The organism is Pseudomonas sp. AFG_SD02_1510_Pfu_092 (genome assembly GCF_003331055.1).
In the GTDB taxonomy this organism is placed as follows: domain Bacteria; phylum Pseudomonadota; class Gammaproteobacteria; order Pseudomonadales; family Pseudomonadaceae; genus Aquipseudomonas.
Window position 1 is genome coordinate 14,110 of sequence record NZ_PUQD01000065.1, and the last position, 14,405, is coordinate 28,514.

Here is a 14,405-nt window from a genome sequence, read left to right on the forward strand (position 1 = left end):
TATATCGGTAGTTCACAGGGATAATGGCGGCAGCCTATGTCGGCACTTGAAAGTATGTCCTGGGAAGTTGCATATCCTCCGGCACTCGACTTCGGTCAGCAACATACTCGCGAACAGTTGTTCAACTCCATGAAGACCACCATGTCTCGCCATCAGGGCGGGCCGGTGTGGCTGTTTGCCTATGGTTCGTTGATCTGGCGGCCGGAGTGCAACTCGGTGGAGCGCCAACGCGCGCGCGTGCATGGTTATCACCGTGGCTTGTACCTGTGGTCGCACGAACATCGCGGCACCCCGGAAACCCCCGGCCTGGTGTTCGGCCTGGATCGGGGTGGTTCCTGCAGCGGGTTTGCCTACCGGCTGGATGAAAGCAACCTGGACGACTCGCTGATGGCCTTGTGGCAACGCGAGATGCCTTACCCGGCGTACCGGCCGCACTGGCTCAATTGCCGGCTGGACGATGGCAGCAAGGTGCAGGCGCTGGGTTTCGTGCTGGAGCGGCATTTGCCGTGTTATGCCGGGAACCTGCCGGACACCCTGCTCAGCCAGATCCTGGCCAGTGCCAAAGGCCGCTATGGCACTACGCGTGATTATGTCGAGCAGACCTTGCAGGCCCTGCGCAGCCACCAGATGCCCGATCGCAACCTGGAGGCGCGGTTCCGTCGGTGCCATAACCTGCGCGAAGTTTGATCAATCTCTGTGCCGGCCTCTTCGCGGGCACGCCCGCTCCCACAGGTCCGGGCGCCATCCCTGTGGGAGCGGGCATGCCCGCGAAGAAGCCAGAACTGTCTTACCTGGCCAGCACCACCAACTTACCCACAGCCTGCCGCTGCCCCAACTTTTCGATGGCCGCCCCCGCCTCAGCCAGTGGATAAGTCTGCGACACCAGCGGCTTCAACTTACCTTCCGCGTGCCAGGCAAACAGCTGCCGGAAGTTGGCCGCATTGTCCTCCGGCTGGCGCTGGGCAAACGCCCCCCAGAATACCCCGAGCACCGCTGCGCCCTTGAGCAACACCAGGTTGGCCGCCAGTTGCGGGATGGTCCCGCTGGCAAAGCCGACCACCAACAACCGGCCATTCCAGGCCAGCCCGCGCACCGCCTGCTCGAACAGCTCGCCACCCACCGGGTCGTAGATCACATCGACACCCTGGCCGCCCGTCAGGCGCTTGATCTCCTCGCGCAGGCTGGCCTGGCTGTAGTCGATCAGTTCATCCGCCCCGGCGGCCTTGGCCACGGCCAGTTTTTCCGCACTGCTGGCGGCCGCGATCACCCTTGCGCCCATGGCCTTGCCGATTTCCACCGCCGCCAGGCCGACCCCGCCGGATGCTCCCAGCACCAACAAGGTCTCGCCCGCCTGCAACCGGCCGCGCTGGCGCAAGGCGTGCATCGAGGTGCCGTAGGTCATGCCGAAGGCGGCAGCTGTGGTGAAGTCCATGCTCGCCGGGATCGGCAGCACGTTGTAGAACGGCACCGCCACCTGCTCGGCGAACGCCCCCCAGCCGGTGAGCGCCATGACCCGGTCGCCGACCTTGAACGCGCCGGCCTTTTCCCCGATTGCGGCCACCACGCCCGCGGCTTCGCCGCCGGGGGAGAACGGCAACGGTGGCTGGAACTGGTACTTGCCTTCGATGATCAGGGTGTCGGGGAAGTTGACCCCGGCGGCCTGCACGTCCAGCAGGATCTCGTTTTTCTTCGGCACCGGGCTGGCCACCTCTTCCAGCACCAGGTTGCGCGCCGGACCCAGGGTTTTGCACAACACAGCTTTCATCGGGGCTATTCCTTTGCGGGTAGTGGCCGATAAGTGTAGGAGGGCCGCCTGCCCGGTCAACGAGCATGGCCCGCCCTGATGTGCAGGCATAAGTGCAGGCATAAGTGCCGGCACAAGCCCGCGCTTGGGTTTAAGCGGCATGCTGGGTAAGCTGGCGCCAACTGTATTGAGGAGCAAATTCGTGAAAGCGTGGATCTTGATGGTGCTGGCGCTGTTGCTGCCGGCTGCGGCCATGGCCGAGGAAGCCAAGGAAGGGGCGCCCAAGGTCGCCTACATCAGCCTGAGCCCGCCCTTTGTCGGCAACTATGCCCTCGACGGCACCCCGCGGCTGCGCGTGTACAAGGCCGATGTGGCCCTGCGCGTGACCGGCGACGAAGCCGCCAAGGCGGTGAAGCACCACGAGCCGCTGATCCGCAACCAGCTGGTGGCACTGTTCACTCAGCAGTCGGTGGACAGCATGAGCAACGTCGAGGCCAAGGAGCATCTTCGCCAGGAAGCGCTGAAACAGGTGCAGCAGGTAATGGAAGCGGAAGAGGGCAAGCCGATCGTCGAAGACCTGCTGTTCAACAACCTGATCGTGCAGTAAGCCGCGCCGGGCTGTGTGCTACCCCGGTGCCTGTGGGAGCGGGCAAGCCCGCGAAGCAGGCGACGCGGTGGATGGCACGGGCTTCGCCCGTGTTCGCGGGCACGCCCGCTCCCGCAGGGGTGGGGCCAGCGCTTGAAACTGCGCCGTTTCAGCGCAACGCGACGATCACCGCCCATTGCTCGGGTGTCACCGGCATCACCGACAGGCGGCTGCCCTTTTGCACCAGTGGCAGTTCGGCCAGGCCGGCCTGCTGTTTCAGCCACCCCAGTTCCAGCACCCGTGGCAGCGTCTGCACATGGGCTACATCCACCGCGCTCCAAGGGTTCTTGTCGGCTGTGGCCTTGGCATCGTAGTAGTGGCTTTGTGGGTCCAGCGCGGTCGGGTCCGGGTAAGCGGCGCGGGTGATTCTGGCAATGCCGGCGATGCCCGGTTGCGGGCAGCTGGAGTGGTAGAAGAAAAATTCGTCGCCAACGTTCATGGCGCGCAGGAAATTGCGGGCCTGATAGTTGCGCACGCCGTCCCAGCGCGCTTCGCCGAGGCGGCCGAGGGCTTCGATGGAGAGCTCGTCGGGCTCGGATTTCATCAGCCAGTAGGCCATGGGGGCTGCTCCTGAAAAGGTTTGAAATAACCTGTTGCACGAAACCGACAGCCGGTTGACGTCAAGGTTTGCGTGTAGACGCAGGTTGTCGGAAAATGCGCCCCGTTTAAAGCACGATGCTCCGGTGGTTCGCAGAAAACCGCCGAGCCTGGACAGTTTGCTTGGGGGGCAATCTTCGATGAATCAACGTAAAAAGCCGGATCTGCTGTGGATTCTGGTGTTCATTTTTGGCCTGGGTGTGGTCACTACCGGTTATGCGCAAGGGTTCTGGGAGCGCAAGCTGGACAATGCCTATCAGATGCCGGTCGACGCCAGCCAGCCACAACGTTGATGCCCCCGCCGGCGCCGCTCAGCGCGGCGCCAGGTACCAGCCACGGTCCGAGACCGTGCCTTGCAGCGGTACGTCCCAACTGGCCTGCGCCAGCCGCTCGACCTTCTGGCATTCATGTGCCAGCCCCAGCAGCAAAGGCTTTTTCCAGGTCTGCCGACGCGCCTGATACGCCAGGCTGCGGTCATAGAAGCCGCCGCCCATCCCCAATCGACCGCCCACCTCGTCGAAGCCGACCAGCGGCAGCAGGATCAGGTCCAGCGCCCAGATCGGCCGCTGGCGCTTGCGGTCGGTAACGGGTTCGGGAATGCGGAAGCGGTTGGGCTTGAGTTTTTCACCTTGCTCGAAACGCTGGAACACCATGCGCGTGCGCGGCCAGGCATGCAGCACCGGCAGGTAGGTGCGTTTGCCGCGGCGCTGGGCTTCGCGCAGCAACAGGCGAGGGTCGATTTCACCGTCGTTGGGCAGGTACAGCGCGATGTGCCTGGCGCGGCGGAACAGCGGGTGTTGCGCCAGCTGGCGGTACAGCCCCAGGGTGGCCTGGCGTTGTTGGGCAGGGGTAAGGGCGCGGCGGGCATTGCGAAGCAGGCGACGCAACTGGGGGCGGGTGAGCGGCGCGGTGTCGGTCATGGCACGGGCGATCCCAGGTGTGCTGGCCGAGCGCTCGGCCAAAACGAGTTGCCCGCCGGAAAGGGCGGGCAAGAGAATTCAGGCTCCCCGACAAGACCGCTATCGGTGTAGCCCTTGAACCCGAAAGTTCAAGGTGGAGATTGCAGGGGGCGTTAAGGCTTTCCGTCGGGCGGACATGCACACCGGCCCCAGCGTGCAACCCCCGTGGTTGTGCGTATCGGCTCAGGGACATAACCGACTGGCGCATCCCCCAGGGAGTGGCGCCAGTATACCAATCTCAGCCGATTTTGGTATCCGCGTCGTCGGACAGTGCCTGATCGACCCGATCCAGCAGGTCGCGCACCTGTTCGCGGGTGGTGCCGCCTGCCGGGGCTGCGTTGCGGTCTTCCTGGCGATGCAGCATCTCGTGGGTGATGTTCAATGCGGCCATGACCGCGATGCGGTCGGCGCCGATCACCTTGCCGCTGCTACGGATTTCGCGCATCTTGCTGTCCAGGTAGCGCGCCGCGCTGACCAGGTTGTTGCGCTCTTCCGGCGGGCAGATGATCGAATATTCCTTGTCGAGGATCTGCACGGTGACGCTATTGCTTGAACTCATGAGTCTTGCTCCAGGGCCTTGAGGCGTAAAATCATCGACTCGACCTTGCGCTTGGCGATCTCGTTCTTTTCGATGAGGTGGGCGCGCTCCTCGCGCCAGGATTTTTCCTGAGCTACTAGGAGTGCATTTTGCCGTTTTAGTTGCTCGACACGTTCGATCAGCAATTCGAATCGGCTCATCAGTGCCTGCAGGTCGTTCTCTTGCGTGGGTTGCACTCGATTCGCTCCGTCGTTGAGTCACCTGGCGATGATGCCTCCCGCCGGGCGGCGACAGCCAGTGCCGATGGTCTTGGCGCGCCTGCCGGTGCTAGGATACAAGGTCTCCATTCTAGTCATTGCGCCGTCTGGCGCCTAGCTGCCCATGCCCAATACCCAATCGCCCTACATCGCCTTCGCCATGCTTCTGTCCAGCAATGGCCATCCTGTCACCCCGGCCGAACTGCACGGCCTGCTGATCGGCCGCAGCTGCGCCGGTGCCGGCTTCGACGCCGACGGCTGGCTGGCCGATGCCGCCCAGCTGCTGGAAACCGAACCCGGTGACAGCGTTCGCAATGCCTTGGTCGGCTTGCAGGAAATGGTCAAAGGCGAGCTGACCAGCGACGACATGGCGATCGTCCTGCTGCTGCCTTCCGACGATGCCGCACTGAACGACCGCGCCACCGCGCTGGGCCAGTGGTGCCAGGGCTTCATTACCGGTTTCGGCCTGAACGCCGGTGGCAAGGAGCTGTCCGACGAGGCCAAGGAAGTGCTGCAGGACCTGGTGGCCATTTCCCAGGTTCAGGAAGCCCTCGAGGAGTCCGAAGATGGCGAGAGCGACTACATGGAAGTCATGGAATACCTGCGTGTGGCGCCCCTGCTGCTGTTCTCCGAGCTGGCCAGGCCGGCCGCCCCCGCGCCCAAGCCATCGCTGCACTGATCAACCGGGGGTAGTCTGCCCATGAGCCACATTCCCAAGGCCGAGTATGCCCGTCGGCGCAAGGCGCTGATGGCGCAGATGGTCCCCAACAGCATCGCCATTCTGCCCGCCGCCGCCGTTGCCATCCGCAACCGCGACGTCGAGCATGTGTACCGCCAGGACAGCGATTTCCAGTACCTCAGCGGCTTCCCCGAGCCGGAGGCGGTGATTGCCCTTATCCCCGGGCGCGAGCATGGTGAATACGTGCTGTTCTGCCGCGAACGCAACCCCGAGCGCGAGCTGTGGGACGGCCTGCGCGCCGGCCAGGAAGGCGCGGTGCGCGATTTCGGCGCCGACGATGCCTTCCCCATCACCGACATCGACGAGATCCTGCCGGGGCTGATCGAAGGCCGCGAGCGGGTCTACAGCAACATGGGCAGCAACCCCGAGTTCGACCGCCGGTTGATGGACTGGATCAACGTGATCCGTTCCAAGGCCCGCCTGGGCGCCCAGCCGCCGAACGAGTTCGTTGCGCTGGATCATCTGCTGCACGACATGCGCCTGTATAAATCGGCGGCGGAAGTGAAAGTGATGCGCGTGGCCGCCGAAATTTCGGCGCGGGCCCATGTACGGGCCATGCAGGCCTGCCGGCCGGGGCTGCACGAATACAGCCTGGAAGCCGAGCTGGACTACGAATTCCGCAAGGGCGGGGCGAAGATGCCGGCCTACGGCTCGATCGTCGCCGCCGGGCGCAATGGCTGCATTTTGCACTATCAGCAGAACGACGCCCCGCTCAAGGATGGCGACCTGGTGCTGATTGACGCCGGCTGCGAGATCGACTGCTACGCCAGCGATATCACCCGGACCTTCCCGGTCAGCGGGCGGTTTTCGCCCGAGCAGAAGGCCATCTACGAGTTGGTGCTCAAGGCCCAGGCGGCAGCTTTTGCCGAGATAGCCCCCGGCAAGCACTGGAACCATGCTCACGAGGCCACCGTGCGGGTGATTACCAAGGGCCTGGTGGAACTGGGCCTGCTGACAGGCGAGGTGCAGGCGCTGATCGACAGTGAGGCCTATCGGGCCTTCTACATGCACCGCGCGGGGCACTGGCTGGGGATGGATGTGCACGATGTCGGCGAATACAAGGTGGGCGGCGAGTGGCGGGTGCTTGAGCCCGGCATGGCGCTGACCGTCGAACCGGGTATCTACATAGGCGCCGACAATCAGGCCGTGGCCAAAAAGTGGCGCGGCATTGGGGTAAGGATCGAGGACGACGTGATAGTGACCAGGCAAGGCTGTGAAATCCTCACCTCGGGCGTGCCGCGCACGGTCGCCGAGATCGAGGCGCTGATGCAGGCCGCGCGCCAGGACGCGGCATGAACCGGGTGAACCTGGCGATCATCGGTGGCGGCCTGGTCGGTGCCAGCCTGGCCCTGGCCCTGCAGGCCGGGGCCAAGGCGCGGGGCTGGAAAATCCTGCTGATCGAGCCGTTCGCCCCCGGCGACAGCTTCCAGCCCAGCTACGACGCGCGTTCGTCGGCGCTGTCGTTCGGTACCCGGCAAATCTACCAGCAACTGGGCCTGTGGCAGGCCATCGAGCGCCGCGCCGAGCCGATCCGGCAAATTCATGTGTCCGACCGTGGGCGCTTCGGTTCTACCCGCCTGGATGCCCAGGAAGAGGGCGTGCCAGCGCTTGGCTATGTGGTGGAAAACGCCTGGCTGGGCCAGTGCCTGTGGCAGGGCCTGGACCGCGAAGTGGTGAGCTGGCGCTGCCCGGCGGAAGTGACCGCGATGCAGGCGGTCGAAGGCGGCTATCGCCTGCTGTTGAACGATGACACCCAGCTGGAATGCGACCTGGCGGTACTGGCCGACGGTGGCCGCTCCAGCCTGCGCGAACAACTGGGCATTCACGTTCGCCACACGCCTTACCAGCAGAGTGCGTTGATCGCCAATATCACCCCGGGCGAAGCCCATGGCGGCCAGGCCTTCGAGCGTTTTACCGAGGAAGGCCCGATGGCGCTGTTGCCGCTGCCGGACAACCGCTGCGCGCTGGTCTGGACCCGCCAGGGCATGGACGCGCGGCGCCTGGCCGACATCGACGAGCGCAATTTCCTGCGCGAGCTGCAGGGTGTGTTCGGCTACCGCCTGGGCGCCTTGCGCCAGGTCGGCGCGCGGCACCTCTACCCGCTGTCGCTGATCGAGGCCGAGGAGCAGGTGCGGCCGCATCTGGTGGTGCTGGGCAATGCCGCGCACAGCCTGCACCCGATTGCTGGCCAGGGTTTCAACCTGTCGCTGCGTGACGTGCAGGCGCTGGCCGAGGCGCTGCTGGCCGGCCCGCAGCAGCCGGGTGACCTGAGCACGCTTCTGGCCTACCAGCAGCGCCAGCGCCTGGACCAGGCCATGACCATCGGTTTTTCCGACCAGGTCACCCGCCTGTTCGGCAGCAGCCAGCCGCTGCTGGCCGCCGGGCGCAACCTTGGGCTGCTCGGGCTGGACCTGTTGCCACCGGCGAAAAGCTGGTTCGCCAGGCAGGCCATGGGCCTGGGCACCCGCCCCGATCCGCGGGGGCAGGCATGAGCGACGACGCGCGCCGGCTGGCGCGCCGGGCACGCCTGTTGCGCTGGCGGTTGAACCTGTATCCGCCGTACCTGGGGGCTGGCATCCGCGTGCAGCACATCAGCCCGGACCTGCGCAGCGTCAAGGTGGCGATGAAGCTGACCCGTTGGAACCGCAACTATGTCGGTACCCAGTTCGGCGGCAGCCTGTATTCGATGGTCGACCCGTTCTACATGCTGTTGCTGATCGAGCAACTGGGGCGTGACTACATCGTCTGGGACAAGGCCGCCAGCATCGATTTCATTACCCCGGGCAAAGGCCCGGTGTATGCCGAGTTCCACGTCGATGATGCGCTGCTGGACGACATCCGCCAGCAGACCGCCACCGGAAAGAAATGCCTGCCGCGTTTGCAGGTCGATATCCGCGACGGCGCCGGCGAACTGGTGGCGCGGGTCGATAAAACCCTATATGTGCGGCTCAAGCCGCAAGCGAGGCTGGCGTAAGGCATGGAAATGCGCGCAGATCTGTTGATTGTCGGTGCCGGTATGGTCGGCAGCGCCCTGGCCCTGGCGTTACGCCACAGTGGCTTGCAAATTCTCCTGCTCGACGGTGGCCCGCTGGCGGTCAAGCCGTTCGACGCCCAGGCCCCGTTCGAGCCGCGTGTCAGCGCGCTGTCGGCGGCCAGCCAGCGCATCCTCGAGCGCCTTGGCGCCTGGGATGGCATTGCCCGGCGGCGCGCCACGCCGTACTCGGACATGCACGTCTGGGATGGCAGCGGCACCGGCCAGATTCACTTCTCGGCGGCCAGCGTGCATGCCCAGGTGCTTGGCCATATCGTCGAGAACCGGGTGGTGCAGGACGGGCTGCTGGAGCGCCTGCACGACAGCGACATCGGCCTGCTGCCCAATGCGCGGCTCGAACAGCTGCGCCGCTCCGGCGACGAGTGGCTGCTGAGCCTGGCCGACGGCCGCACTTTGCGCGCACCGCTGGTGATCGCGGCGGACGGCGCCAACTCGGCGGTGCGGCGCCTGACCGGTTGCGAAACCCGCGAGTGGGATTACCTGCACCACGCCATCGTTACCAGCGTGCGCTGCAGCGCCGGGCACCAGGCCACGGCCTGGCAGCGTTTCACCGACGAAGGGCCGTTGGCGTTTCTGCCGCTGTCCCGCGATGGCCAGCAGGACTGGTGCTCGATCGTCTGGTCCACCACGCCGGAGCATGCCGAGCAGTTGATGGCACTGGACGAGGCTGCGTTCCTGCAAGCTCTGGAGCGGGCCTTCGAAGGCCGCCTGGGTGCGGTGTTGCAGGCCGACCCGCGGTTGTGCGTGCCGCTGCGCCAGCGCCACGCCAAGCGCTACGTGGATGAGGGCCTGGCGTTGATCGGCGATGCTGCGCACACCATTCACCCGCTGGCCGGGCAGGGGGTGAACCTGGGCTTTCTCGATGCGGCGGTGCTGGCCGAAGTGTTGGTCAGTGCCAGCGAGCGTGGCGAGCGCTTGGCGGATGTGAAGGTGCTGAGCCGTTACGAGCGCCGGCGCATGCCGCACAACCTGGCGCTGATGGCGGCGATGGAAGGCTTCGAGCGGTTGTTCCAGGCCAACCCGTTGCCGTTGCGCTGGTTGCGCAACAGCGGGTTGAAGCTGGTGGAGCAGATGCCCGAGGCCAAGGCGCTGTTCGTGCGCCAGGCGTTGGGTTTGAGCGGGGACCTGCCGGATCTGGCCAAAGCCTGAGATTGTCGGTGCCGCTTTGCGGCCCTTTCGCCGGCAAGCCAGCTCCCACATGTACGGCGCTGTGAGATCCCTGTGGGAAGCTGGCTTGCCGGCGATGGGCTGCGCAGCAGCCCCCTTGCAACATCCAGTAACGGCTCGGCAGGTGAGCCGGAAAATGGGATTCACTACCATTTGCGCCTCTCATACGATCCCAGGAGTGCTTTCCATGTTGCCACGCAAGCCCCTACTGGCCGCCCTGGCCCTGACCCTGCTCGGCGGCACCGCCCAGGCAGCGGATGAAGTAGTGGTGTACTCCTCGCGCATCGACGAGCTGATCAAGCCGGTGTTCGATGCCTATACCGCCAGCACCGGGGTCAAGATCAAGTTCATCACCGACAAGGAAGCCCCGTTGATGCAGCGCATCAAGGCCGAGGGCGACAATGGCGTGGCCGACCTGCTGCTGACCGTGGATGCCGGCAACCTGTGGCAGGCCGAGCAGATGGGTATCCTGCAGCCGATCAAGTCCGACCTCATCGACCAGAACATTCCGCCGCAGTACCGCGCCTCGTCCCATGAGTGGACTGGCCTGAGCCTGCGCGCCCGTACCATCATCTACTCCACCGAACGGGTCAAACCCGAGGAGCTGAGCACCTACGAGGCCCTGGCCGACAAGCAGTGGGAAGGCCGTTTGTGCCTGCGCACGGCGAAGAAGGTGTACAACCAGTCGCTGACAGCGACCCTGATCGAGACCCACGGTGAAGCGAAGACCGATCAGATCGTCAAAGGCTGGGTCAACAACCTGTCCACCGATGTGTTCTCCGACGACAACGCGGTCATCCAGGCGATCGAGGCCGGCCAGTGCGACGTGGGCGTGGTCAACACCTACTACTACGGCCGCATGCACAAGCAGAACCCGCAACTGCCAGTGAAGATCTTCTGGCCCAACCAGGGTGACCGTGGCGTACACGTGAACCTGTCGGGCATCGGCCTGACCAAGCATGCGCCGCACCCGGAAGCGGCGAAGAAGCTGGTGGAATGGATGACCGGTGAAGAGGCGCAAAAGCTGTTTGCCGACATCAACCAGGAGTTCCCGGCCAACCCGAAGGTCAAGCCATCGGACGAAGTGGCGGCGTGGGGCAGCTTCAAGGCCGACAGCATTCCAGTGGAGATTGCCGGCAAGCGCCAGGCTGAAGCCATTCGCTTGATGGATCGGGCTGGCTGGAACTAAGCGCCAGGCTTTATCCTTCCAGGGCCTGCAAGGGCCTCTTCGCGGGTGAACCCGCTCCCACAGGAATATCACTGCCCCCAAGGGCGGCGCCGAACCCTGTGGGAGCGGGTTCACCCGCGAACGACCGCGCAGCGGTCGCCATCGCACTCGAGACTTCAGCCTTGCCCCACACCCCCCAACGCCGCTGGTACCTCCCGGTCGCCCTGATCGCCGCCCTTGTGCTGCTGCCCCTGAGCGTTCTGCTGCTGTCCTGGCAAACCATCGACCAGCAGATCTGGTCGCACCTGCTCGACACCCAGATGACTCGCCTGCTGGGCAATACCCTGACGCTGGTCGTGGGTGTGGGCATCGGCGTCACCGTGCTGGGCGTCAGCCTGGCCTGGCTCACCAGCCTCTGCGAGTTCCCCGGCCGGCGCTGGCTGGACTGGGCGCTGATGCTGCCGTTCGCCATCCCCGCCTATGTGCTGGCATTCGTCTTCGTTGGCCTGCTGGACTTCGCCGGGCCGGTGCAAAGCGCCCTGCGCGAGGCGTTCGGGCCCATGCGCCTGCCGCGCGTGCGCTCTACCGGCGGTGTGATCGTCGTGCTGGTGCTGGTGTTCTACCCGTATGTCTACCTGTTGGCGCGCAGCGCATTCCTGGCCCAGGGCAAGGGCCTGATGGAAGCGGCGCGGGTGCTCGGGCTGTCGCCGCTGCAAGCCTTCTGGCGCGTGGCCTTACCCATGGCGCGCCCGGCAATCGGCGCCGGTATCGCCCTGGCGCTGATGGAAACCCTGGCCGACTTCGGCGCGGTGGCGGTGTTCAATTTCGACACCTTCACCACCGCCATCTACAAGACCTGGTACGGCTTCTTCAGCCTGTCCAGCGCCGCCCAGCTGGCCAGCCTGCTGCTACTGGCGGTCATGCTGGTGCTGTACGGCGAGCGTCGTGCCCGCGGTGCCAGCCGCAGCGCCAACGAGCGCCCGCGCGGGCAGGCGCTGTACCACCTGCGCGGCGGCAAGGCGCTGCTGGCCAGTGGCTGGTGCCTGCTGGTGTTCGCCTGCGCCTTCGTCATCCCGCTGCTGCAACTGCTGGCGTGGTTCTGGCAGCGTGGCCGGCATGACCTGGACGAGCGCTATGTCGGCCTGGTGCTGCATACCCTCTACCTCGGCGGCATGGCGGCGCTGGTCACGGTGTGCGTGGCCCTGCTGCTGGCCTTTGCCCGGCGCCAGGTGCCGACGGCGGGTATCCGCGCCGGGGTCGGCCTGGCCAACCTGGGCTATGCGTTGCCCGGTTCGGTGCTGGCGGTGTCGATCATGCTGGCGTTCAGCTACCTAGATAATCAGCTGGTCATCCCGCTGTCCAGCTGGCTGGGCGGTGCCGGCAAGCCGCTGTTGCTGGGCAGCCTTGCCGCTTTGCTGCTGGCCTACCTGGTGCGCTTCATCGCGGTGGCCTACGGGCCGCTGGAGAGCAGCCTGGAGCGGATCCGCCCGTCACTGCCCGAGGCATCCCGTAGCCTGGGTGTCGGTGGTGCGGGATTGTTTTTCAAGGTGTATCTGCCGCTGCTGCTGCCTGGCGCCCTCAGTGCTGCCTTGCTGGTGTTCGTCGATGTGCTCAAGGAAATGCCGGCCACCTTGCTGATGCGCCCGTTCGGCTGGGACACCCTGGCGGTGCGGGTATTCGAGATGACCAGCGAAGGTGAGTGGGCACGTGCCTCGCTGCCGGCGCTGACCCTGGTGCTGGTGGGCCTGCTGCCGGTCATCGGCCTGATCCGCCGTTCGGCGCGTCGACCGGGTCACAGTCACTGAGGGTGCCAGCCTGCGCCCTTGCGGCTACAATGCGCGGCATTCGCGCGGCGGGCCCTGCACAAGAACAGCTGACGAGCCAACGTCATCGACCGCCGCCGCTTCGCCACGCCCGGAAGGAGAAACCCATGGGACAGCGCACGCTTTTGTATGACCTGCACCTGGCGCTTGGCGCCAAGACGGTCGATTTCGGTGGCTGGGACATGCCCCTGCACTATGGCTCGCAGGTCGAGGAGCACCATCAGGTGCGCAGCGACTGTGGTGTGTTCGACGTATCCCACATGACCGTGATCGACGTCGATGGCAGCGACGCCACTGCCTGGTTGCAGCGGCTGCTGGCCAACGATGTGGCCCGCCTCGACGATACCGGCAAGGCACTGTACAGCCCGCTGCTGCAAGCGCAGGGCAGGGTGATCGACGACCTGATCGTCTACCGCACGGAGCACGGCTACCGGCTGGTCACCAACGCCGCTACCCGGGGCAAAGTCCTCGATTGGCTGCAGCAGCAGCGTGACGGCTTCGCCGTGGGCTTCCAGGCCCGCCCTGACCTGGCCATCCTGGCCATCCAGGGCCCGCATGCGCGGGAAAAGGTTGCGGCCCTGCTCAGCCCCGCGCGTGCTGCACTGATCCGCGAACTGCGCCCGTTCGAAGGGGTTGCCGAAGGCGACTGGTTCATTGCCCGCACCGGTTATACCGGCGAAGACGGCCTGGAGATCATGCTCCCGGGCGATCAGGCCGTGGCGTTCTTCAACGACCTGGTCGGCGCCGGCATTGCCCCCAGCGGCCTTGGCGCCCGCGATACCCTGCGCCTGGAAGCCGGCATGAACCTGTACGGCCAGGACATCGACGAAAACCATACCCCGCTGACTTCCAACCTGGGCTGGAGCATCGCCTGGGAGCCGGCCGAGCGCGAGTTCATCGGCCGTAGCGGCCTGCTGGCGGAAATCGAGCAAGGTGTGCAGGAAAAACTGGTCGGCCTGGTGCTGGAAGAGCGCGGCGTGCTGCGTGCCCATCAGGTGGTGCGTGTGGCCGGGATTGGCGAAGGGGAGATCACCAGTGGTAGTTTCTCGCCTACGCTGAGCAAGTCCATTGCCCTTGCACGCGTGCCCATGGCCACCGGCGACCGGGCCGAAGTGGAAATACGCGGCAAGTGGTACCCGGTGCGGGTGGTCAAACCGACCTTCGTGCGCCACGGCAAGATCCTGATCTGAACCATTTTCAACCGGCGGGCGTACCGCTGAGCCAATCGAGGAATTCAAGACATGAGCAATATCCCCGCCGACCTGCGTTTTGCCGAGAGCCACGAGTGGGCCCGCCTGGAAGCCGACGGCACCGTGACCGTGGGTATCAGCGACCACGCCCAGGAAGCCTTGGGTGATGTGGTGTTCGTCGAGCTGGCTGAAGTCGGCAAGGTATTTGGCGCTGGCGACGCTGCCGGTGTGGTCGAGTCGGTCAAGGCCGCTTCGGACATCTACGCCCCGGTTGCAGGTGAAGTGGTCGCGGTCAACGACGAACTGGCCGACAGCCCGGAGCTGCTCAACGAACAGCCTTACGAGTCGTGGATCTTCAAGCTGAAACCAAGCAACCCGGCCGAGCTGGACAAGCTGCTGGATGCTGCCGGTTACAAGGCTGCCATCGGCGAGTAATACCGCGTCGGGGGGGGGGGGGGGGGGGGGGGGGGCCGCGCCACCGCGGCGCGACCCGCGGGGGAATGTGGTGGGGGGGGGGGGGGGGGG

17 protein-coding genes and 1 other RNA gene are annotated in these 14,405 nt (G+C 65.5%); 12 read left to right on the forward strand and 6 right to left on the reverse strand.

The genetic code is table 11. The features are described 5' to 3' along the window. Positions 1–36: 36 nt before the first annotated feature. Positions 37–687 (forward strand): gamma-glutamylcyclotransferase, encoded by a 651-nt coding sequence (locus C6A77_RS21680; RefSeq protein ID WP_114171307.1) that lies wholly within the window; start codon positions 37–39, stop codon positions 685–687. 100 nt (positions 688–787) lie between these two features. Here the strand turns inward: C6A77_RS21680 and C6A77_RS21690 are convergent, their stop codons facing one another. Then, positions 788–1,765 (reverse strand): NADPH:quinone oxidoreductase family protein, encoded by a 978-nt coding sequence (locus C6A77_RS21690; protein ID WP_114171308.1) that lies wholly within the window; start codon positions 1,763–1,765, stop codon positions 788–790. Between the two features lie 181 nt (positions 1,766–1,946). Between C6A77_RS21690 and C6A77_RS21695 the strand changes: the two genes are divergently transcribed. After that, the gene (locus C6A77_RS21695) at positions 1,947–2,351 is read left to right on the forward strand and encodes a flagellar basal body-associated protein FliL (protein WP_114171309.1); all 405 of its coding nucleotides are present in this window, start codon (positions 1,947–1,949) and stop codon (positions 2,349–2,351) included. Between the two features lie 148 nt (positions 2,352–2,499). On the opposite strand, the gene C6A77_RS21705 is transcribed toward C6A77_RS21695, so the two are convergent. Then, positions 2,500–2,949, reverse strand: a complete 450-nt coding sequence (locus C6A77_RS21705; protein WP_114171311.1) for an EVE domain-containing protein — start codon at positions 2,947–2,949, stop codon at positions 2,500–2,502. Between the two features lie 178 nt (positions 2,950–3,127). Here C6A77_RS21705 and C6A77_RS25750 point away from each other — a divergent pair, with 178 nt between their 5' ends. Further along, positions 3,128–3,280, forward strand: a complete 153-nt coding sequence (locus C6A77_RS25750) for a hypothetical protein (RefSeq protein WP_003253683.1) — start codon at positions 3,128–3,130, stop codon at positions 3,278–3,280. 18 nt (positions 3,281–3,298) lie between these two features. Here the strand turns inward: C6A77_RS25750 and C6A77_RS21710 are convergent, their stop codons facing one another. The 4 genes from C6A77_RS21710 to C6A77_RS21725 all read right to left on the reverse strand — a co-directional run bounded on the left by C6A77_RS21710 (position 3,299) and on the right by C6A77_RS21725 (position 4,684). Then, positions 3,299–3,907, reverse strand: coding sequence for a 5-formyltetrahydrofolate cyclo-ligase (locus C6A77_RS21710; RefSeq protein ID WP_114171312.1), 609 nt, complete (start codon positions 3,905–3,907; stop codon positions 3,299–3,301). A gap of 80 nt (positions 3,908–3,987) precedes the next feature. Next, positions 3,988–4,167: non-coding RNA, 6S RNA (gene ssrS / locus C6A77_RS21715), on the reverse strand. Between the two features lie 17 nt (positions 4,168–4,184). Next, entirely contained in the window at positions 4,185–4,505 is a 321-nt protein-coding gene (locus tag C6A77_RS21720) for a cell division protein ZapA (RefSeq protein ID WP_114171313.1), read from the reverse strand. After that, entirely contained in the window at positions 4,502–4,684 is a 183-nt protein-coding gene (locus C6A77_RS21725) for a TIGR02449 family protein (protein WP_029886233.1), read from the reverse strand. Before C6A77_RS21725 ends, C6A77_RS21720 begins: the two co-directional genes overlap by 4 nt. Before the next feature lie 181 nt (positions 4,685–4,865). Between C6A77_RS21725 and C6A77_RS21730 the strand changes: the two genes are divergently transcribed. From C6A77_RS21730 to gcvH, 9 genes are all read left to right on the forward strand, one after another. Beyond that, positions 4,866–5,420 carry a YecA family protein gene (locus C6A77_RS21730; protein ID WP_114171314.1) on the forward strand — a complete coding sequence of 185 codons (555 nt, stop codon included), beginning with the start codon at positions 4,866–4,868 and terminating at the stop codon, positions 5,418–5,420. 21 nt (positions 5,421–5,441) lie between these two features. Then, complete coding sequence (gene pepP, locus C6A77_RS21735; protein WP_114171315.1) at positions 5,442–6,776, forward strand: Xaa-Pro aminopeptidase; 1,335 nt, start codon at positions 5,442–5,444, stop codon at positions 6,774–6,776. Beyond that, positions 6,773–7,972 carry a 2-octaprenyl-6-methoxyphenyl hydroxylase gene (gene ubiH, locus C6A77_RS21740; protein ID WP_114171316.1) on the forward strand — a complete coding sequence of 400 codons (1,200 nt, stop codon included), beginning with the start codon at positions 6,773–6,775 and terminating at the stop codon, positions 7,970–7,972. Before pepP ends, ubiH begins: the two co-directional genes overlap by 4 nt. After that, positions 7,969–8,454 (forward strand): DUF4442 domain-containing protein, encoded by a 486-nt coding sequence (locus C6A77_RS21745; protein WP_114171317.1) that lies wholly within the window; start codon positions 7,969–7,971, stop codon positions 8,452–8,454. The genes ubiH and C6A77_RS21745 overlap by 4 nt, the downstream gene beginning before the upstream one ends. Before the next feature lie 9 nt (positions 8,455–8,463). Continuing rightward, positions 8,464–9,681, forward strand: coding sequence for a 2-octaprenyl-3-methyl-6-methoxy-1,4-benzoquinol hydroxylase (locus tag C6A77_RS21750; RefSeq protein ID WP_164497675.1), 1,218 nt, complete (start codon positions 8,464–8,466; stop codon positions 9,679–9,681). A 205-nt stretch (positions 9,682–9,886) separates the two neighbouring features. Beyond that, positions 9,887–10,888: an extracellular solute-binding protein gene (locus C6A77_RS21755; RefSeq protein ID WP_114171319.1), complete on the forward strand. Its 1,002-nt coding sequence runs from the start codon at positions 9,887–9,889 to the stop codon at positions 10,886–10,888. Positions 10,889–11,049: 161 nt separating this feature from the next. Beyond that, positions 11,050–12,672 (forward strand): iron ABC transporter permease, encoded by a 1,623-nt coding sequence (locus tag C6A77_RS21760; RefSeq protein ID WP_114171320.1) that lies wholly within the window; start codon positions 11,050–11,052, stop codon positions 12,670–12,672. Between the two features lie 125 nt (positions 12,673–12,797). Further along, entirely contained in the window at positions 12,798–13,880 is a 1,083-nt protein-coding gene (gene gcvT, locus C6A77_RS21765) for a glycine cleavage system aminomethyltransferase GcvT (protein ID WP_114171321.1), read from the forward strand. Positions 13,881–13,931: 51 nt separating this feature from the next. After that, complete coding sequence (gcvH, locus tag C6A77_RS21770; protein WP_114171322.1) at positions 13,932–14,315, forward strand: glycine cleavage system protein GcvH; 384 nt, start codon at positions 13,932–13,934, stop codon at positions 14,313–14,315. The last annotated feature ends 90 nt before the right edge of the window (positions 14,316–14,405 follow it).